This window comes from Gordonia desulfuricans NBRC 100010 (assembly GCF_001485495.1).
Taxonomy (GTDB): Bacteria; Actinomycetota; Actinomycetes; order Mycobacteriales; family Mycobacteriaceae; genus Gordonia; species Gordonia desulfuricans.
This window is the reverse complement of sequence record NZ_BCNF01000012.1, coordinates 1-20399: the sequence shown is the minus strand read 5'-3', so window position 1 is coordinate 20399 and position 20399 is coordinate 1. Positions and strand designations below refer to the sequence as shown.

Here is a 20399-nt window from a genome sequence, read left to right as displayed (position 1 = left end):
TCACGCCTCCTTCGCGTCAGTCTTGGAATTGGCAGCGATGAACGCGTTGAGCGTCTCCACGCTGAACACCACCTCATCGGCGTCGAGGACGTCGTAGGTGTTGAGCTGATCGGGAGCGATCGGCAGCACGTTGCCCAGGTTCGCCACGCTCTTCCAGGCGGTCAGGTCCTCACGACCCAGCACGACCAGGAACTTGCGGCGCTCCGACAGGGCCTCCAGGAACTGACGCGCCGACTTGGTCGACGGCACCTGTCCGGAGACGAGCTCGGTGATGACGTGGATGCGCTCGTTGCGAGCACGATCGCTCAGCGCGCCGCGCAGGGCGGCCGCCTTCATCTTCTTGGGGGTGCGCTGGGAGTAGTCACGCGGCTGCGGACCGTGCACGACGCCACCACCGGTGAACTGCGGTGCGCGGGTCGAACCCTGGCGGGCGCGACCGGTGCCCTTCTGGCGGTACGGCTTGGCACCACCACCGCGGACGTCGCCGCGGGTCTTGGTGGCGTGCGTGCCCTGGCGAGCGGCGGCCAGCTGGGCCACCACGACCTGGTGCATCAGCGCGATGTTGGCCGGTGCGTCGAAGATCTCGCCGGGCAGGTCAACGGTTCCGTTGGTCTTGCCGTCGGCGGTCTTGACGTCCAGCGTCAGCTTGGTTGCGGTCTCGGTGCTCATTACTTCGCACCACCCTTCACTGCGTCGCGAACCACCACGACGCCGCCCTTGCGACCCGGGATCGCTCCCTTGATCAGCAGCAGGCCGGCCTCGGCGTCCACCTTGTGGACGGTGAGGTTCTGCGTGGTCACCTTGTCGTTACCCATACGTCCGGCCATGCGCATGCCCTTGAACACGCGACCCGGGGTGGCACAGCCACCGATCGAGCCCGGTGCGCGGTGCACGCGGTGTGCACCGTGGCTGGCGCCCAGACCGGCGAAGCCGTGGCGCTTCATGACGCCGGCGAAGCCCTTGCCCTTGGAGGTGCCGGTGACGTCCACCAGCGCACCGTCGGCGAAGATCTCGGCGGTCAGTTCCTGACCGATCTCGTACTCGCTGACGTCGGCCAGACGGATCTCGGCCAGGTGCCGGCGCGGGGTGACCCCGGCCTTGCTGAACTGACCGGTGACCGGCTTGGAGACCTTGCGCGGATCGATGGCGCCGTAGGCGAGCTGGACGGCGGTGTAGCCGTCGCGCTCCGCGGTGCGCAGCTGGGTGATGACGTTCGGGCCTGCCTGGATGACGGTGACCGGAACGACACGGTTGTTCTCGTCGAAGACCTGGGTCATGCCGAGCTTGGTGCCCAGGATGCCCCGTGTGGCACTTTGATTGCTGGTCGAACTCTGATTGCTCATGTTTCTCTTCGCCCCCCGCCTACTGGATGTTGACGTCGACGCTGGCCGGGAGGTCGATGCGCATCAGCGCGTCGACCGTCTTCGGCGTCGGGTCGAGGATGTCGATGAGTCGCTTGTGGGTGCGCATCTCGAAGTGTTCGCGGCTGTCCTTGTACTTGTGCGGCGAACGGATGACGCAGTAGACGTTCTTCTCTGTGGGCAACGGCACCGGGCCGACCACACGTGCCCCGGTACGGGTCACGGTTTCCACGATCTTGCGCGCCGAAGCGTCGATCGCCTCGTGGTCATAGGCCTTGAGCCTGATGCGGATCTTCTGTCCCGCCACGCTGTGTCCTCTTCCGTCAGTTGTTCTCGACAGACAAACACCGCGTACCTGGGCCGACTTCGCCGCCGGCGGGCACATGATCACCACGCGTGAGATTCGCGGGATCGACGCTGTTCATCTGTCGTTGTACGTTGGCTCGCCACTGGGACGAACCGTTTTGCTCCGGCACCCGCGGTCGGGCGTGTCGTGACGGTGAACCCGGTGCGGCGAACCGCTCGAGGGTCACCCGGTACACGCCCATCCCCGTCAACCGGGCCTGGGAGTCATTCACCTGACCGATGCCGCAGAAATCCGCGCCGCCGATCAGGCAACCCGACAAGTATGCACCATGCCGGGAGCTCAGGCCAAATCCGGCCCGGGAAGCGACGAATCCGGGAGCCGCCGGTGTCACCGTTGCTCCCGGATTCGCGTTACCGGAGTATCCCGGGGGTACCGCGGTACCCCCGGATGATCGAGGCCGTCAGGCCTGCGGCGGCTGACCGTATCCCGGCTGTCCGGGCTGTTGACCGTACCCGGGCTGTTGTCCGTACCCGGGCTGTTGTCCGTACCCGGGCTGACCGGGCTGCTGACCGTATCCCGGCTGCCACTGCCCCGGGGACGCCTGACCGTAGGGCTGCTGATCGCCTGCGGGCGAGGTTCCGTACCCCGGTTGTTGCGGGTACCCACCCCCCGGCTGACTCCCGTATCCCGGACCGCCCACATATCCGGGCCGACTCCCGAACCCGGGCTGACTCCCGTATCCGGCCCCGGGTGCGCCGAAGGGCGTCACACCGGCTGCCGTCGCACCCGGTGGCGTCCCACCGGGAAGCAGTTGCAGCACCACTGTCGCGGCGGCCACGGCGAACGCGGCCAGGGAGGCGAGGAAGACGATCCAGAGACCGTAGCCGGCGCCCACCTGGTCGGACCCCGCACCCGGATCGCCATCGGACACCGCGGCGGCCGGATCGGCGAGGAAGACGATCGTCGCGATCAGCGTGGCGAACCCGATCACGGTCGCCGCGATGGCCGCCCACGACGCGAATCGCCGAAGGATCAGCGGCACCGCCGCGAGGACCAGCAGGATGCCGAACGCGATCGTCCAGCCACCCGGTGCCGAGGTTCCGTCATCGCCGGCCGCGGCCGCGTCGAGCGCGTCCTGGTCGAGGCCGGGGATGCCCTGCGGCAGTCCGCTCACCTCGGCGTCCACCGAACCGAGACCGCTGACCGTCACCGAACTGGTGATGGTGCCGAGCCCTCCCGGGATGGTCTGGCTCTGCGACACCGATGCCCAGGTCACACAGCTGAAGATCACGAGGATCACACCGAGCAGGGCCAGCACGCCGCCGGCGATCATCGTCTGCTGCGGCCGGCTCGGCCGGTCCGCACCCAGGCGGGACATCACCGAATCGCCCGACGGCGTCACCGGAGCACCCGGCCCCGGGGTTCCGTACCCGCCTGCGCCGTACCCCTGTGAGCCATATCCCTGTGCGCCGTATCCCGCTGCCGGTTCACCGAAGCCCTGCGACCCGTGGCCCGGTGGCTGCCCACCGGGGACACCGCCTCCGTATCCGCCGCCGGCCGGTCCACCCGCACCGTATCCACCGGATCCGGGGCCTGGACCGCCCCACCCCTGGTTGTCGTATGTCACGCCGCCGAGTCCTTCCCTCACGTGATTGCTCGCGATCACCGTATTTCTCGACGACCGGGCCGCGTCGGTTGCCCGGCATTCCGGCGTGTCAGGCAATACCGTGGGTCTCGGGTACCGACCCCCGGCTCGCCGGCCCCCGAGCCGACCAGAAGGCCTGGAATGAGTTCGCGATCCCCGTCGCCGTCCGCATCCTCCCCCACCGAGGTCCCGAGCCGATCGGCACCGATCGACGGCCCGCCGATCGACGGGACACCCATCGGCGTCCCGGCCGCCGTCGCCCCCATGCCCACCACCCGGCCACCGCTCCCGTCGACGGTGACACTCAAGGTGACGATGGCGCTGACCGGCACCGTCTTCGCACTGTTCGTCCTGGTCCACATGATCGGCAACCTGAAGGTCTACACCGGTGCCGAACACTTCGACGCCTATGCCCACTGGCTGCGGACCCTGCTCGAGCCGCTGCTGCCGTACGAGGGTGCGCTGTGGATCTTCCGCGTCGTCCTGCTCGCCTGCCTGATCGCCCACGTCGGGGCGTCGGTGATGCTGATCGGGCGGGCGCATCGGGCGCGGGGCCGGTTCCGCCGCAGGGGTATGGGGCTGCGGCGGCTGCCCGCCACGCTGATGCCCTACACCGGGCTCGTGCTGCTGGTGTTCATCGTGGTGCACATCCTCGACCTGACCACCGGGACCCGCCCGGTGGCGTCGTCGTCGTTCGAGTCCGCCACCGCCGACGCCTCATCCGCCCACCACAATCTGGTGGAGAGTCTTCAGCGCTGGCCGATGGCCTTGTTCTACATCGTGGTGATGGGATTGCTCGGACTCCATCTGGTGCACGGCCTCTGGAGTGTGGTCAACGATCTCGGCGCCACCGGCCGGCGGGTGCGGCAGGCCGGTGCGGTGATCGCGCTGGTGGTGGCCGCGGCGGTGATGATCGGGAACATCAGCATCCCGATCGCGGTGCTGGCCGGGGCGGTGGGTTGATGAGCATCGGACCGACCATCGAGCAGCTTCTGGATTCCGGTGTCCCCGAAGGTGATCCGGCCACCGCATGGCAGCGGCGCCGGGACGCCTACCGGCTGGTGGGCCCGCTCAACCGCGGCAAGTTCACCGTGATCGTGGTCGGTACCGGTCTCGCCGGGGCCGGGTGTGCCGCCGCGCTCGGCGAACTCGGTTACGACGTACACGCATTCACCTTCCACGACGCACCGCGGCGGGCACACAGCGTCGCCGCACAGGGTGGGATCAACGCGGCACGGGCCCGCAAGGTGGACAACGACTCGATCCGCCGGTTCGTCGTCGACACCGTCAAGGGCGGTGACTTCCGGGCACGTGAGGCCGACGCGTTCCGGCTCGCCGAGGAGTCGATCCGGGTGATCGACCACCTCGATGCGATCGGGGCGCCGTTCGCGCGGGAGTACGGGGGTTCGCTGGCCACACGGTCCTTCGGCGGGGTGCAGGTCTCGCGTACCTATTACACGCGCGGGCAGACCGGCCAGCAGTTGCAGGTCGCGGCGTCGCAGGCACTGCTGCGCCAGGTCGCGGCCGGCAGCGTCACCCTACACACCCGCAGCGAGATGCTCGACCTGATCGTCGCCGACGGTCGCGCGCAGGGCATCGTCGTCCGCGACCTGGTCACCGGGCGGATCGGCGCCCGCACCGCGCATGCGGTGGTGCTGGCCACCGGCGGCTACGGGACGGTGTTCTTCCAGTCCACCCTGGCCCGCAACAGCAATGCGACCGCCGCCTGGCGTGCGCATCGCCGCGGGGCGTTGATGGCGTCGCCGTCGTTCATCCAGTTCCATCCCACCGCACTGCCGGTGAGTGCGCCGTGGCAGACCAAGACGACCCTGATGAGCGAGTCGCTGCGCAACGACGGCCGGATCTGGGTGCCGCGGACCGCCGGCGACGAGCGTGCGGCGAACGACATCCCCGACGCCGACCGCGACTACTACCTGGAACGGAAGTACCCCGCCTACGGCAACCTGACCCCGCGCGATGTGGCCTCACGTGCCGCCCGCGAACAGATCGAGGCCGGCCACGGGGTCGGTCCGCTCCGCAACTCGGTGTATCTCGACTTCGCCGACGCCCTGGCCCGGCTGGGCCGGGCCACCATCGCCGAACGCTACGGCAACCTGTTCTCGATGTATCACGACGCAACCGGCGAGAATCCCTACGAGGTGCCGATGCGCATCGCCCCGGCCGCACATTTCACGATGGGCGGACTGTGGTCGGACTACGACCAGATGACCTCCATCCCAGGTCTTTTCGTCGGCGGTGAGGCGGGCTGGGGATACCACGGCGCCAATCGGCTCGGGGCCAACTCGTTGTTGTCGGCATGTGTGGACGGCTGGTTCACCCTCCCGTACTCGATCCCGAACTACCTCGCACCGCTTCTGGGTGAGGGTCGGCTGCCCCTCGACCACGACGCGGTGCGGGCCGCGGTGGGCGCGGTGACCGGTCGCATCACCGACCTGCTCGACGTGGGCGGACGCACCGGCCCGGACCGTTTCCATCGCCGCCTCGGCGAGATCCTCTATGCCGGGTGCGGGGTCGCACGCAGTCCCGCGGGCCTGACCTCGGCGATCGGCGAGATCCGTTCGCTGCGTGAACAATTCTGGTCGGATGTGCGCGTCGTCGGCTCGGCGTCGGAGTTCAACCAGGAACTCGAACGGGCCGGACGGGTCGCCGACTTCCTCGAACTCGCCGAGTTGATGTGTGTCGACGCCCTCGATCGTGACGAGTCCTGTGGGGCCCACTTCCGGGTGGACCACCAGACCGCACAGGGCGAGGCGCGCCGCGACGACGACCACTGGTGCGCCGTGTCGGCGTGGGAGACCACCGCCGACGGCCGCCACATCCGGCACCGGGAGCCCCTCGCCTTCGACGCGGTTCCCCTGCAGACCAGAAACTATCAGTGAGGCGATCAGATGCGGATCACCATCAAGGCCTGGCGACAGTCGGATCCGTCGTCCCCCGGCCACTTCGAGAGCTACACCCTCGACGACGCGACCCCGGAGATGTCGCTGCTCGACGTCCTCGACCGCCTCAACGACCGGCTCGTCGCCGAGGGTGCCGAACCCGTGGCCTTCGACTCGGATTGCCGTGAGGGCGTGTGTGGTTCGTGCGGGGTGATGGTCAACGACCGGCCGCACGGCCCCACCCCCAACACCCCGTCGTGCCGCCAGCATCTGCGACAGTTCGGCGACATCACACATCTCAAACTGGAACCCCTGCGCGCCAACGCCTTTCCTGTCGTCCGGGACCTGGTTGTGGATCGCTCGGCCCTCGACCGGGTGATCGAGGCCGGCGGACACGTCGGCCTGGACGCGGGTCAGGCCCCCGATGCCGATGCGGTTCCGGTCGGCCACGACGTCGCCGAGACCGCCCTGGACTTCGCGGCGTGTATCGGTTGCGGTGCCTGCGTCGCGGCGTGCCCCAACGGGGCCGCGCATCTGTTCGCCGGCGCCAAGCTGCTCCACCTGGCGGCCCTCACCGCAGGCCGCGCCGAGCGGGGCAGGCGGGCCCGGGCGATCACCGGCCAACTCGACCGCGACTTCGGGCCGTGCTCCACCTACGGCGAGTGCGCGACGGTGTGCCCGGCCGGGATCGGCCTCGACGCGGTGGCCGGCGTCAACCGTGAGGCGATCCGGTTCGCATTCCGCCGCAAGGCCGACTGACCTGCGCACACGGACGGTCCATCGCCACCTTACCGCCGAGTAGTATCGTCGGCTCCCATGAGCTCCGACCGCAGCGAACGCACCGCCACCTACGCCCTGCGCCGCCGCCTGCCCGACAACCTCGTCGGCCACCTGCTGTTCTCGGTGGGCATGGTGGCGCGGGTCCCCTACTTCGCGACCATCCTGCCGCTGGTCGACGAGATGCGCCCCGGCTTCTGCCGGGTGGTGGCACCCAAGTGGTTCGGCGTCCACAACCACATCGGCACCTTCCATGCGATCGCCGCCTGCAACCTCGCCGAGACCGCGATGGGGATGCTGATGGAGGCCAGCCTCCCGGCCACGCACCGGTGGCTGCCGAAGGCCATGTCGGCGCAGTACCTCGCCAAGGCCACCACCCGGATGACCGCCGAGGCGACCTTCGTCGAACCGCTCGACGTCTCGACGATCACCGACGGAACCGACGTCGTGGTGTCGATCCGCATCGTCGACACCCACGGCACCGAGGTGGTGCACTGCGACATCACCACCTGGGTGACCCCGCGCTGACCCCACCGCGCTGATCCCACACCGTCCGAGTGACACCCATCCCGACACCCTCGCTCCACATGATCTCCATCACCCGGGCGTACGGTCCGATCCATGCGCCGTCGGCAGGTCGCAGTACTCGCATCGACGCTGCTGGCTGCGGCCCTCTCGGTCTGCGCACCGGCCGCCGCCGCACCCGGTCCCGGCACCTCGGCGCCGGCATCACCACCCGGGCCGTCGGCCACCGAGCCGTTCGCCATGTGGCCGATCCCCGCGCAGATCCCCGACGCGATCGACGCGGTGGTCGGACCGCCACCGTTCCCCCATCTGCAGACCATCCCGCAACGGGCGGTGACGCCCGGGGCGAGTCATCGCATGCAGGAGTTGCGCGAGGCCACCCTGCCCGACCCCGTCGGCGACCCGTTCTTCGACCGCTGGGCACCCGACCTCGACCGGCGCCATCCGGGTGAGCTACTCGCCCGGCGTGAACTGTCCTGGCCCGCCGCGATCCTGGCGGTCGCGCCGATCACCCGCGCCACCCAGATCAAGTTCGCCACCCGGGACGCCGTCGACCGCCCGTCCTTCGGCACCGCCACCGTCCTCGTGCCCCGCACCCCGGCGCCGGTCACCGGACCGCGACCCGTCCTGGTGGTGAACCAGCCGATCGACTCGCTCGGTGCCGCCTGCACCCCCGGGTTCGACTTCGTCCACGGCATCGGACCCAACTCCGGGATCTCCGACGTGATCCCGCCGACCGTCCAACTCGCCCTGGCCCGCGGCTACACCGTGATCGTGCCCGACCACGAGGGCCCGCGGATGGCCTATGCCGAACCCACCACCGCCGGCCACATCGTCCTCGACTCCCTGCGCGCCGCGGCCGCACTCGACCCGGCCGCACTCGACCCGGTCGGCCTCGGTGCCGGACCGGTCGCGATGACCGGGTACTCCGGCGGCGCGATCGCCACGCTCGGTGCGGCCAAGCTGATCGACTCCTATGCACCGGAGCTGGCCCCGCGGATAGCCGGCGCGGCGATCGGCGGCGTCCCCGCCGACTTCCGGATGCTGGTCGGCAGCATGAACGCGAACCTCGCCACCGGCCTGTTCCACGCGGCCACCTTCGGTATCGCCCGGGAACGCCCGGAGATCCTGTCGCTGGCGAACAACCCCGCCCAGTGGATCGCCACCTCTCCGCTCAAGAACGTCTGCACCCTCCCCGAGGCGCTGGCCGGCGGCACCTTCCTGCCCATGCAGCTGCTGAGCACCGATCCCGATCCGTTCCACTCCCCCGTCGCCGAGCAGATCTACCGCGTCACACAGACGTCCGACCGCCGATCCGGGACACCGCTGTACATCTATCAGGGTGCGCAGGAGTTCTGGATTCCCGCGGCCGGCACGCGCAATCTGTTCGCCGAGCAATGCCGGCTCGGGGCCAACGCCACCTACCGCGAGGTCTTCGGTGAGCACCTCGTCGCCGCGGTCACCGGCTATCCCGAGGCGCTCACCTGGCTCGATGCCCGGTTGCGGGGCGTCCCGGCGGTGTCCGGCTGCCCCGGCGGCCAGACGCCCGCCGACGGGCATCCGCCGCGGTGACACCGGTCGCATCGGCGACCCGCGCACGCGGCTACCCCGCGAATCGCCCGCGAACCTCCTACCCTGAGGGGACGTCGACACGGAGGAGGACCGAACACATGTGTGGAGTCTGCGGCGAGATCCGACTCGACGGGACGGCACCGGACACCGCCGCGGTGGACGCGATGACCCGGGCGATGACGCCCCGCGGCCCCGACGCCTCCGGTCTGTTCGTGAAAAACCATGTCGCGCTGGGGCACCGGCGGCTCAAGATCATCGACCTCTCCGAGCGTGGCGCACAACCCATGATCGACGCCGAACTCGGACTCGCCCTGGTCTTCAACGGCTGTGTCTACAACCACGAAGAACTGCGCGACGAGCTCGAGTCGATGGGCTACCGCTTCTTCTCCCACGCCGACAGCGAGGTGATCCTCAAGGCCTATCACGCATGGGGATCGGACTGCGTCGACCACCTGATCGGCATGTTCGCCTTCGCGATCGCCGACACCGACTCGGGCACCGTCACCCTGGCCCGCGACCGCCTCGGCATCAAACCCCTGTATCTCGCCGAGACGCCGGGACGGCTCCGGTTCGCCTCGTCGGTGCAGGCACTGCTCGCCGGCGGGGACGTCGACACCTCCATCGACCGGGTCGCGCTGCACCACTACTTCAGCTTCCACGCGGTGGTACCCGCCCCGCACACCATGTACAACGGCATCCGCAAACTGCCGCCGGCGACGGTCCGCACCATCACCCGCGACGGCCGCAGCACCGAACGACGGTACTGGTCACCGTCTTTCGAACCGCACCCCGACCGTCTCGACTGGGATGCGCAGCGATGGCAGCACGAGATCATCGGGTCGCTGCGCACCTCCGTGCGGCGGCGCATGGTGGCCGACGTCCCGGTGGGCGTCCTGCTGTCCGGCGGCGTCGACTCCTCCCTGGTCGTCGCCCTCCTGGCCGAGCAGGGACAACACGACCTCGCCACCTTCAGCATCGGATTCGACTCCGCTGCAGGAGAATCCGGAGACGAGTACGCCTACTCCGATCTGATCGCCGAGACCTTCGCCACCGATCACCACAAGATCCACATCGGCACCGAACGTCTCCTGCCCGCCGTCCCCGACACCGTCGCGGCGATGGCCGAACCCATGGTCAGCCACGACTGCGTCGCCTTCTACCTGCTCTCCCAGGAGGTCAGCCGCTCGATCAAGGTGGTGCAGTCGGGGCAGGGCGCCGACGAGATCCTCGGCGGCTACTCGTGGTACCCGCCGCTGGCCGGGGTGCCGCGCTCGCAGACCACCGCCGCCTATCGGGACGTGTTCTTCGACCGCTCGCACGCCGACATCACCGGCATCCTCAACGACGACTACCTGCCCGGCGACCAGGATTACGATCCCAGTTGGGAATTCGCGCTCGCCCACCAGTCCGCACCGGGCGCGGCCACCTCCGTCGACGCCGCCCTGCGACTCGACACCACCGTGATGCTGGTGGACGATCCGGTCAAGCGGGTCGACACCATGACCATGGCGTGGGGACTCGAGGCGCGGGTGCCGTTCCTCGACCACGAGTTCGTCGAACTCGCCGCGAGCTGCCCGGCCGAGTTCAAACTCGCCCACGGCGGCAAGGGCGTACTCAAGGAGGGTGCACGCTCACTGCTTCCCTCGGCGGTGATCGACCGCACCAAGGGATACTTCCCGGTGCCGGGCATCCGGCATCTGGAAGGCGGCGTGCTCGACCTGGTCACCGACACCCTCGGCGCGCAGTCGGCGCGCGACCGCGCGCTCTACCGCCCCGAGGCACTCGACCGGCTGTTCGCCGATCCCAACGGCATCCGTACCACCCTCGACGGCAACGAGCTCTGGCAGGTCGCCGTCCTCGAGATGTGGCTGCAGTCCATGGAATCGATCTCGGCCGGTGCGGGTTCGGGACGAACGGCCGGATCGCGGTGACGGCGGCACCCCTCACCCATCCGGAGATCCGGTTCGACGAGACCGGTTGGCACACCTATGGGGCGTCGGTGTCGCCGGACGGCTCGGCCTTCGCCTACATCGTCGACGACGGAACCGGGTATCCGCGTGCGGCACAGCGTGTCCTGTCCCCTGGTTCGATCGGCGAGCTGCGGTGGGTGCGGGTCCCGTCGAGCGGTCCGGTCCGAAAACTGGTGCACTCCAGCGACGGTCAGTGGCTGGCCGTGGAGATCGCACCCGGCGGCGGTGAGCACCATCAGGTGTGGGTGGTCACCACCGACCCCGACGACGACACCGCCCACCGGGTCGGCGCCACCCTGCCCGACGCCGAACCGAGCGGCCCGTTGCGACGCCCCACCCCCGCGGCCCGATCGTTCGGCACCGTCACCCTGGTCGGCTGGGACACCGACTGGGTGCTGATCAGCGCCACCGAACCCGACGGCACCGCACATTCGCTGCGCGTACACCCGGGTACCGGCACCGTGGAGACCCTCGACATCCGCGTCGGCGGCGCCCTGATCGACTCCTGGAAGGGCGCCACCCTGCTGCGGGTGGGTCCACGCGGCTACCAGGACATGTTGCTGTTGCGGCGCCGCCCGGCCGGTGAACGCGCCGACGGCCTCCCCGACGTCGAGATCGAGATGTCGACGCTGCTGCCGAACGACCCCGGCTCGGTCACCGACGACGGGTACATCCTCGACCAGGGCTTCGATCACGCGTCGCTGGTGTTCGTCGGCCCGCCGCAGGACGCCGATCGCGACCTCGACTCAGTACAGGCGGTGTTGCGCAGCGACTTCGACGCCAAGTATCCGCGCCTGCTCGGCGTGGAGGTGGGCCAGAACGGTACCCGCTTCCGGGTGCTCGCCGAGCGGCCCGACAGCGGACTGGACGCATTCGCCGTCTCCCACGACCAGTCGACCATCGCCTTGCTGTGGAACGTCGGTGGCCGCAGTGAACTGCAGATCCTGACCCTTCCCGACCAGACGCTGCATCCGCCGATCCCGCTGGCCGGCGAGGTGGCCTCGGAGTTGTCGATCTCGGCCGCGGGATCGCTGATCGCGCTGACCGTCTCGAGTCCCCAGCATTCCCCGCTGGTCCATCTGGTCAACACCGCCACCCGCGAGGTGACCCCGGTGACCGACGATGTCGTGACCGGCACCGGGCCGTCGCATGCGCTGCACCCGGAACTGCACCACTTCTCGGCCAGGGACGGAATGCCGTTGTCGGGGTGGCTGTTCCGGCCGTCCACCACCGTACCCGACCGGCCGGCGCCGTATCTGCTGTACTTCCACGGCGGCCCGGAATCGCAGACCCGCCCGGACTACCAGTTCCTGTTCGGGCCCCTCGTCGACGCCGGGATCGGGGTCTTCGCCCCCAATGTCCGCGGCTCGTCGGGGTACGGTCGCCTGTTCTCGCACGCCGATGACCGGTACGGCCGGTACGCGGGGATCGACGACGCCGCCGATTGCGCGGACTATCTGTGCGACAACCGGATCGCCGATCCCGACACCCTGTATGTCAGCGGCCGGTCCTATGGCGGATATCTCACCCTGGCGTGTCTGACCTTCCATCCGCGACTCTTCGCCGCCGGCATCGCGATCTGCGGGATGAGCGATCTCGAGTCGTTCTTCCGCAACACCGAGCCGTGGATCGCGGTGGCCGCCTACACGAAGTACGGCCACCCGGAGTCCGATCGCGAACTGTTGCAAGATCTCTCACCGATCCACCGCATCGACGAGGTGTGCGCCCCGCTGCTGGTGATCCACGGCGCCCACGACACCAATGTGCCGGTGAGCGAGTCGCAACAGATCGTCCACGAGCTGCGGGCGCGCGGCCGGACCGCGGAGATGCTGATGTTCGGCGACGAGGGTCACGAGATCGTCCGCCGCGCCAACCAGCAGCAGATGACCGCGGCGATCGCGGACTGGATTCGGGCCCACCCGTCGGCGCGTGAGGCACATGCACACCTCGGCATGTCCGCCGAAGCCCCTGCCCCCCAAGGGTTTGTCCACCAGGAGATCGTCCACCAAGGGATCGTCACCGAGGGTGTGTACCCGAACGGGACCGACACTGATGGATCGGAGACCGCATGAGCCGGCGGATGCCCAACCGCCTCGTCACCCGGCTGGCGCAAGTGCGATCGCACAGCGGACACCCGAACGTGGAGGAGGAACTGCGGCGCCTCATCCTCTCCGGCGATGCACCGCCGGGCACCCAGATCCCGCCGGGCGAGGTCGCCGACGTGTTCAAGGTGAGTCCGATCCCGGTCCGGGAGGCGCTGAAGACCCTCGTCGGCGAGGGCCTCGTCGTCCACCAGCGCAATGCGGGCTATCGGGTGAGCACACTCTCGGCCGAGGAACTCACGGAGATCTACTTCGTCCGCGGGGTACTCGAGCAGGCCGCCCTGGCACGCGCGGTGGAGCTGATCGACGATGACGCCATCGCTTCCGCCCGCGAGTGTCACGAGCAGCTGTTGACGGCGACGAAGTTCCACGACGGCAAGTCCTTTCACGATCTGACGCGGCGATTCCACTCGTCACTGACCACCCCGTGCGCGATGCCCCGCCTGCTGTCGATGCTGGATTCGACGTGGAATCTGACCGAACCGTCCCAGATCATGCGCGATGTCGGCGAGGCCACCCAGCAGGCACTCAACGACGACCACGCAGCCCTGCTCGACGCCTTCGGACAGCGCGACACCGCACTGATTCTCGAGATCGCCAAGGTGCACCACTCGCGGTTGCAGGCGGCGATCCTGGAGTCGGTGGCCCACCGCACCGACGCCGTCGACGACTGGTGATCGGCGCGGCGCCGGACGTCGCCGTCACCGTTCCGGATCAACTTGGGCGTCAACCGAACCGGGCGTCACCCGAACCCGGCGGGTGCCGCGGCGACGTGACGTCGGCGCCACAGCAGCCAGGCACAGACGACGCCCTGGACCATGACCAGGGCACTGACCGTGGCGGCGATGACCCCGGCGGATTGGTCTGCGGCGGTGAGCAGGTCGAATCCCGCATGCCAGAGCAGCACGGGGATGATGCTCCACGCCGCCCCGTAGGCCATCCAGGCCAGCAGATAGGACCCGCAGACCAGGGCGAGCATCCAGCCGATGATCCCGGCCCCCATGTCCCGATATGCCGGGTTGAAGAAGAACGCCGGGATGTGCCAGGTGATCCACACCGCCGCGACGACGAGGGCCGCCCAGAACACCGACATATGTTGCGAGAGTGCGGGAAGCAGCCAGCCGCGCCACCCGGCCTCCTCGCCCAGACCGAACGTGAGCACCCACACCACCGCCACGAGCGGCCAGGCCAGACCAGGCAGTTTGTCGGTCATGCCGAACTGTGCGGTGTCGGGCCACGATCCCTCGACGACGGCGGCCGCGCCGAAGGCGATCAGGTAGTAGGCGATGGGCATGCCGATGGCGGCCACCCACCAGATCGGCCGGAACCGCACCCCGAAGGTGCGCCGCGCCCACGCACGCAGACCTGACGCACCGCCCTCCCACAACGAGGCGACGACGGCACCACAGATCGGGCCTGCCGAGGCGAGGAAGAACGTCCACGGGACGCGATCGGGACCGCCTGTCTGCGCCCGCACCACCAGCGGCAGCCACACGGCCCACGTCACCAGGAAGGTGACGACCAGATACACCACCAGCGCGTGGGGGCGGCGCAGCTCGGTCCCGTCGGGGTACGCGATCCTCATGCGTGAATTGAACACCCTGACCGCATCCGAGGCCGTGCCGGTCACCGAAAATATACTCGGCGATTAATCAACCGGAAACACGACGTCCTTACGTTGTTCTCAGTCTCATCACCCTTCCCGAGGAGAACAGCAATGACCGCATCGGCCAACTCGGCCGCCGCGACCGCGCACCACAGCGCGGCCGGTGAGAGCGTCATCAAACCCGGCTACGACCCGTCCTTGACCAATGAGGACCTCGCGCCGCTCAAAGAGCAGAAGTGGACCTGGTACAACATCTTCGCGTTCTGGATGTCCGATGTGCACAGTGTGGGCGGCTACGTCTTCGCCGGCAGCCTGTTCGCACTCGGGATCGCCGCCTGGCAGGTGCTGGTGGCACTGATCGTCGGCATCGTCGCGGTCAACCTGCTGTGCAATCTGGTCGCCAAGCCCAGCCAGCAGGCCGGTGTCCCCTACCCGGTGACCACCCGGATCTGCTTCGGCGTGAAGGGCGCCAACATCCCGGCCATCATCCGCGGCCTGATCGCGGTGGTCTGGTACGGCATCCAGACCTACCTGGCGTCGGTGGCCTTCGGTCTACTCGCCCTGAAGTTCTGGCCGTCGCTGGCGCAGTACGGTGAGGACGGCTCCCACTTCTTCCTCGGTCTGTCATGGGTCGGCTGGGGTGGCTTCGTCCTGATGTGGGTGCTGCAGGCACTGGTGTTCTGGAACGGTATGGACACCATCCGCAAGTTCATCGACTTCTGTGGTCCCGCAGTGTACGTCGTGATGATCCTGCTGGCCGGGTACCTCATCTACAAGGCGGGCTGGGACAACGTCAGCTTCGACCTGTCCGCCGGAACCCCCACTGTCGGTTGGGGTTCGGTCACCGCGATGATCTCCGCCTTCGCCCTGGTGGTCTCGTACTTCTCCGGTCCGATGCTCAACTTCGGTGACTTCTCCCGCTACGGCCGCACGTTCGGCGAGGTCAGGAAGGGCAACTTCTGGGGCCTGCCGGTGAACTTCCTCTTCTTCTCGATCCTGGTGGTGTGCACCGTCTCTGCCGGTGCCACCGTGATCGGTCGCGACGCCGACGGCAACATCATCACCGACCCGGTGCACATCGTCGACCAGATCGACAACACCACCGCCGCCGTGCTCGGTGTCCTGACCTTCGCGATCGCGACCATCGGCATCAACATCGTCGCCAACTTCGTCTCCCCTGCCTTCGACTTCTCCAATGTCGCACCCACCAAGATCAGTTGGCGGATGGGCGGCATGATCGCCGCGGTCGGCTCGGTGGTCATCACCCCATGGAATCTGTTCAACAATCCGTCGGCCATCCACTACACGATGGACACCCTCGGTGCGGTGATCGGCCCGCTGTTCGGCATCCTGATCGCCGACTACTACCTGGTCAAGAAGCAGAAGATCGTCGTCGACGACCTGTTCAGCATCAAGCCGGAGGGTGCCTACTTCTACCGCAACGGCTGGAACCCGGTGGCGGTGATCTCGGTGATCCTGGCCTCCCTGCTGCCGATCTCGTTCGTCATCTGGGGCACGTCGTTCCAGGCGAGCTTCACCTGGTTCATGGGTGCCGCCGCCGGCCTGGTCCTCTACTACCTGGGCATGCGACTCGCACCGGCGTCGTTCGTCCACGGCAAGGCCACCGCCACCTCGACCAGTGACATCGCGGTCTCCGCCGACGGCACCACCACCACCCCCGTCGAGGCGACCCTCGACAACGCCGGAGCATCCTCGGATTCATGAAACTGGTCGTCATCAACCCGAACACCACCGACGAGATGACCGCGGTGATCGCCACCGCCGCACGATCGGTCGCCCCGTCCGGCGCCGAGGTCGTCGCGGTCACCTCGTCGATGGGTCCGGCATCGATCGAGAGTCACTACGACGAGGCGCTCGCGGTCCCGGGAGTGCTCGACGCGATCGCCGCGCATCCCGATGCCGACGGTTACCTGCTCGCCTGCTTCGGTGATCCCGGCCTCGACGCCGCCCGCGAACTCGCGGCCGCGCCGGTGCTGGGTATCGCCGAGGCGGCGATGCATCTCGCCGCCCCGCTGGGGCGGGGGTTCTCGGTGGTGACCACGCTGTCGCGGACCATCGGCCGGGCCCACGACCTGGTGGGCCACTACGGTTTCGGCCGCCAGTGCCTGGGCATCCATGCCTGCGAGATCCCGGTCCTGGAACTCGAGTCCCGCCCCGACACCGCCGACGTCCTGGCCAAGGCGTGCGCCGAGGCACTGGTGGCCGACGGTTCGGACGCCATCGTGCTCGGCTGCGCCGGGATGGCCGACCTGGCCCGGCGGATGTCGGCCGAGATCGGGGCCCCGGTGATCGACGGGGTGGCCGCCGGGGTGGGCATGCTGGCCGCGATGGCGGCGATGGGGCTGCGCACCGGCACGTCGTCGGGCGAGTTCGCCCGCCCGCCGGCCAAGACCTACAGCGGCGTCCTGGGCGGCTTCGGGCTCGGCGGCGGCATGCCGTCACGATCGTCCGACCAGCACTGAATCCCCCTATGCGACCGCACGACGAGGCCGCGCCCGGTCCGACCTGGGCGCGGCCTCGTCGGGTCAGACCGCTAGGGTTGGGTCCCATGGACAGCGCTGCCGACCACGACGCCGAGGTCACCCACGCCGCCCTGCTGGCGGCCGAGGGCGACCGCGCCGCGTTGAGCCGGTTCATCCGCGCCACCCAGAAGGACGTGTGGCGGTTCGTCGCCCACCTCGGGCATTCCGGCACCGCCGACGACCTCACCCAGGAGACCTACCTGCGTGCGGTGAAGTCCATCCACCGCTTCCGCGCCGAGTCCAGCGCCAAGACGTGGCTGCTGTCGATCGCACGGCGCGTCTGTGCCGACGAGGTCCGCTACGCACGGTCACGGCCCCGTGTCTCTGCCGACGTCGACTGGGTCAGCGCCGCCGACGCCCACCGCTCGCAGCGGGCCGGCGCCCGCTGGGAGGACCTGGTGGAGATCAACCTGCTGCTCGAGGGACTGCCCGCCGAACGGCGTGAGGCGCTGGTCCTGACCCAGGTGCTGGGGCTGTCATATCAGGAGGCCGCCGAGGTCACCGGCTGCCCGATCGGCACCGTCCGCTCGCGTGTGGCCCGTGCCCGGGAGTCGCTGATCGACGCAGCCGCCGCGCAGCGTCGTCACATCCGCTGACCGATCGGCCTATCGCGAATCGAGATCCGGGTCACAATCGGGAACCGGGTCGGCACGCCCGACGACCTATCCTGGGGAAGCATGTGTACGCGGCTTTCGCCGTGAGAGATCGAGGTTGATGTGACCAGCGTTACCGACCGTGCCGGACTCGACCCCGCCGGTACCGCAGCCGGGACCGCCGGTGATGGAGCCGACGCCGATCACCGGCTCCAGCTCGACGTCACCGGCATGACCTGTGGTGCCTGTGCCGCCCGGGTGGAACGCAAACTCAACAAGGTCGACGGGGTGAAGGCGTCGGTGAACTACGCCACCCGCGTCGCCACCATCGACGCCGCCCCCGGGATCGGCACCGACGAGTTGTGTGCCGTCGTCGACGGCGCCGGATACGGGGCCACCCCGCGGTCGAACGTGCCGCAGGCCCTGCCCGACACCGATGCCGTCGAGGCCACCCGCCTGTTCCGTCGTCTCGCGGTGGCCGTGGTGCTGTTCGTCCCGCTGGCCGATCTGTCGATCGTCTTCGCCGTCGTCCCGTCGATGCGGTTCACCGGCTGGCAGTGGCTGCTGCTGGCGATGGCCGCCCCCATCCTCACGTGGTGTGCGTGGCCGTTCTACCGGGTGGCGTTCAAGAACCTGCGGACCGGCGCGGCCACCATGGAAACCCTGGTCACCCTGGGTGTGCTGGCGGCGACCGGATGGTCGTTGTACTCGATGTTCACCACCGACCCCGACACCGCCGAACCCCACGGCGTGTGGGATGCGATCTGGAGCAGCGACTCGATCTACCTCGAGGTCGCGACGGGTGTGACGGTGCTGGTGCTGGCCGGACGCTACTTCGAGGCGCGGGCGCGGTCGCGCGCCGGCGGTGCGTTGCGGGCGCTGGCCGCGCTCGGCGCCAAGGATGTGGCGGTGCTGCTGAAGGACGGCCGCGAGATGCGCATCCCCACCGAAGAACTCAAGGAGCAGCAGCGGTTCGTCGTGCGCCCGGGTGAGACCATCGCCACCGATGGCCTGGTCATCGAGGGCACCGCGGCCATCGACATGTCGGCGATGACCGGCGAGTCGCGGCCGGTGGACGCCGAGCCGGGCGAGGCCGTCATCGGCGGCACCACCGTGCTCGACGGCCGGCTGATCGTGGAGGCCGCCGCGGTGGGCGCCGACACCCGCTTCGCCGCGATGATGCGGCTGGTCGAGGAGGCGCAGACCGGTAAGGCGCGCGCACAGCGGCTGGCCGACCGGATCGCCGGTGTCTTCGTCCCGGTGGTGGTCGCGTTGTCGCTGATCACGCTGGCGGTGTGGCTGCTGATCGGTGAACCGGCCGACCGTGCGGTGTCGGCGGCGCTGGCCGTGCTGATCATCGCCTGCCCGTGTGCGCTGGGTCTGGCGACGCCGATCGCGGTGATGGTCGCCACCGGCCGTGGCGCACAGCTGGGCATCTTCCTGAAGGGCTATCAGACCCTCGACACCTCCCGGATGGTCGACACCATCGTCTTCGACAAGACCGGCACCGTGACCGAGGGCTCGCTGTCGGTGTCGCAGGTACTCGCGACCGACGGTTTCGACGCCGACGAGATCCTGGGGCTGGCCGCGGCCGTCGAGGCGGCCTCCGAGCATGCGGTGGGTGCCGCGATCGCCGGTGCGGTCGACGAACAGCACCATCTCGAGGTCGCCGACTTCGTCGCCGAGGCCGGCCGGGGTGTGACCGGTGTGGTCGACGGGCGCACGGTGACCGTCGGGTCCCCGCGCTGGGCGCGGCGCGCCTCGGTGATCCCCGCCGACATCGCCCGGGCCCGCAAGCAGGCCGAGGAGCGCGGTGACACCGTCGTGTACGTGACCGTCGACGGCACCCCGGCGGCGATGATCGCCGTCGCCGACACCATCAAGGATTCCGCGGCGCCGGCGATCGCCGGGCTGAAGGCGGCGGGCCTGCGCACGATCCTGCTGACCGGCGACAACGAGGGTGCCGCGCGCACCGTCGCCGCCGAGGTCGGTGTGGACGAGGTGATCGCCGAGGTGCTGCCCGACGAGAAGGTCGAGACCATCCGGCGGCTGCAGGACGAGGGCCATTCGGTCGGCATGGTCGGTGACGGCATCAACGACGGTCCGGCACTGGCCACCGCCGATCTGGGGCTGGCGATCGGTCGGGGTACCGATGTGGCGATCGGCGCCGCCGACGTCATCCTGGTCCGCGACGACCTGCGGTCGGTGCCCGCCGCACTGAGCCTGGCCGGCGCCACCCAGCGCACCATCCGCACGAATCTGGTGTGGGCCTTCGGCTACAACGTGGCGGCGATCCCGATCGCCGCACTCGGTGTGCTCAACCCGCTGATCGCCGGTGCGGCCATGGCCCTCTCGTCACTGTTCGTCGTCACCAACAGCCTGCGACTGCAGAAGTTCGGCGCGGTGCGCAAGCGCTGACGGCCCGCTGCTTCGGCGCCACCGAACGCGCCCACCTCCGAGGTGGGCACCATCCGACGTCGGCCGACCGAGGTTTCGAT

Annotated in this window: 17 protein-coding genes; 12 read left to right on the top strand and 5 right to left on the bottom strand. The window is 69.1% G+C overall.

Annotated features, from left to right (window positions below; genetic code table 11):
• The 4 genes from rplD to GD1_RS01920 all read right to left on the bottom strand — a co-directional run bounded on the left by rplD (window position 1) and on the right by GD1_RS01920 (window position 3295).
• Window positions 1-669 carry a 50S ribosomal protein L4 gene (gene rplD, locus GD1_RS01935; protein WP_020791556.1) on the bottom strand — a complete coding sequence of 223 codons (669 nt, stop codon included), beginning with the start codon at window positions 667-669 and terminating at the stop codon, window positions 1-3.
• On the bottom strand, window positions 669-1343 hold the full coding sequence (gene rplC / locus GD1_RS01930) for a 50S ribosomal protein L3 (protein ID WP_020791555.1): 675 nt from the start codon (window positions 1341-1343) through the stop codon (window positions 669-671). The genes rplD and rplC overlap by 1 nt, the downstream gene beginning before the upstream one ends.
• 19 nt (window positions 1344-1362) lie before the next feature.
• On the bottom strand, window positions 1363-1668 hold the full coding sequence (gene rpsJ / locus GD1_RS01925) for a 30S ribosomal protein S10 (RefSeq protein ID WP_003938093.1): 306 nt from the start codon (window positions 1666-1668) through the stop codon (window positions 1363-1365).
• 460 nt (window positions 1669-2128) lie between these two features.
• Window positions 2129-3295, bottom strand: coding sequence for a hypothetical protein (locus GD1_RS01920; RefSeq protein ID WP_157079344.1), 1167 nt, complete (start codon window positions 3293-3295; stop codon window positions 2129-2131).
• A 282-nt stretch (window positions 3296-3577) separates the two neighbouring features.
• Here GD1_RS01920 and GD1_RS01915 point away from each other — a divergent pair, with 282 nt between their 5' ends.
• From GD1_RS01915 to GD1_RS01880, 8 genes are all read left to right on the top strand, one after another.
• A complete protein-coding gene (locus tag GD1_RS01915; RefSeq protein WP_174518997.1) occupies window positions 3578-4276 on the top strand; it encodes a succinate dehydrogenase cytochrome b subunit in 699 nt (232 codons plus the stop codon).
• On the top strand, window positions 4276-6213 hold the full coding sequence (locus tag GD1_RS01910; RefSeq protein WP_059035316.1) for a fumarate reductase/succinate dehydrogenase flavoprotein subunit: 1938 nt from the start codon (window positions 4276-4278) through the stop codon (window positions 6211-6213). Before GD1_RS01915 ends, GD1_RS01910 begins: the two co-directional genes overlap by 1 nt.
• 9 nt (window positions 6214-6222) lie before the next feature.
• On the top strand, window positions 6223-6972 hold the full coding sequence (locus tag GD1_RS01905; RefSeq protein WP_059035313.1) for a succinate dehydrogenase/fumarate reductase iron-sulfur subunit: 750 nt from the start codon (window positions 6223-6225) through the stop codon (window positions 6970-6972).
• Between the two features lie 57 nt (window positions 6973-7029).
• The gene (locus tag GD1_RS01900) at window positions 7030-7518 is read left to right on the top strand and encodes a hotdog fold domain-containing protein (RefSeq protein WP_059035311.1); all 489 of its coding nucleotides are present in this window, start codon (window positions 7030-7032) and stop codon (window positions 7516-7518) included.
• 93 nt (window positions 7519-7611) lie between these two features.
• Window positions 7612-9087, top strand: a complete 1476-nt coding sequence (locus GD1_RS01895; RefSeq protein ID WP_059035310.1) for a lipase family protein — start codon at window positions 7612-7614, stop codon at window positions 9085-9087.
• Between the two features lie 98 nt (window positions 9088-9185).
• Window positions 9186-11018 carry an N-acetylglutaminylglutamine amidotransferase gene (locus tag GD1_RS01890; protein ID WP_059035308.1) on the top strand — a complete coding sequence of 611 codons (1833 nt, stop codon included), beginning with the start codon at window positions 9186-9188 and terminating at the stop codon, window positions 11016-11018.
• Window positions 11015-13129: an alpha/beta hydrolase family protein gene (locus GD1_RS01885; RefSeq protein ID WP_244882450.1), complete on the top strand. Its 2115-nt coding sequence runs from the start codon at window positions 11015-11017 to the stop codon at window positions 13127-13129. Before GD1_RS01890 ends, GD1_RS01885 begins: the two co-directional genes overlap by 4 nt.
• Complete coding sequence (locus GD1_RS01880) at window positions 13126-13836, top strand: GntR family transcriptional regulator (RefSeq protein ID WP_083533789.1); 711 nt, start codon at window positions 13126-13128, stop codon at window positions 13834-13836. The genes GD1_RS01885 and GD1_RS01880 overlap by 4 nt, the downstream gene beginning before the upstream one ends.
• Before the next feature lie 65 nt (window positions 13837-13901).
• On the opposite strand, the gene GD1_RS01875 is transcribed toward GD1_RS01880, so the two are convergent.
• Complete coding sequence (locus tag GD1_RS01875) at window positions 13902-14744, bottom strand: CPBP family intramembrane glutamic endopeptidase (RefSeq protein ID WP_059035363.1); 843 nt, start codon at window positions 14742-14744, stop codon at window positions 13902-13904.
• Window positions 14745-14876: 132 nt separating this feature from the next.
• Here GD1_RS01875 and GD1_RS01870 point away from each other — a divergent pair, with 132 nt between their 5' ends.
• The 4 genes from GD1_RS01870 to GD1_RS01855 all read left to right on the top strand — a co-directional run bounded on the left by GD1_RS01870 (window position 14877) and on the right by GD1_RS01855 (window position 20319).
• A complete protein-coding gene (locus tag GD1_RS01870; RefSeq protein ID WP_059035304.1) occupies window positions 14877-16490 on the top strand; it encodes an NCS1 family nucleobase:cation symporter-1 in 1614 nt (537 codons plus the stop codon).
• Window positions 16487-17248, top strand: coding sequence for an aspartate/glutamate racemase family protein (locus GD1_RS01865; RefSeq protein ID WP_059035303.1), 762 nt, complete (start codon window positions 16487-16489; stop codon window positions 17246-17248). Before GD1_RS01870 ends, GD1_RS01865 begins: the two co-directional genes overlap by 4 nt.
• An 86-nt stretch (window positions 17249-17334) precedes the next feature.
• The gene (locus GD1_RS01860; RefSeq protein ID WP_053777927.1) at window positions 17335-17904 is read left to right on the top strand and encodes a sigma-70 family RNA polymerase sigma factor; all 570 of its coding nucleotides are present in this window, start codon (window positions 17335-17337) and stop codon (window positions 17902-17904) included.
• A 120-nt stretch (window positions 17905-18024) separates the two neighbouring features.
• The gene (locus tag GD1_RS01855; protein WP_059035301.1) at window positions 18025-20319 is read left to right on the top strand and encodes a heavy metal translocating P-type ATPase; all 2295 of its coding nucleotides are present in this window, start codon (window positions 18025-18027) and stop codon (window positions 20317-20319) included.
• Window positions 20320-20399: the final 80 nt, after the last annotated feature.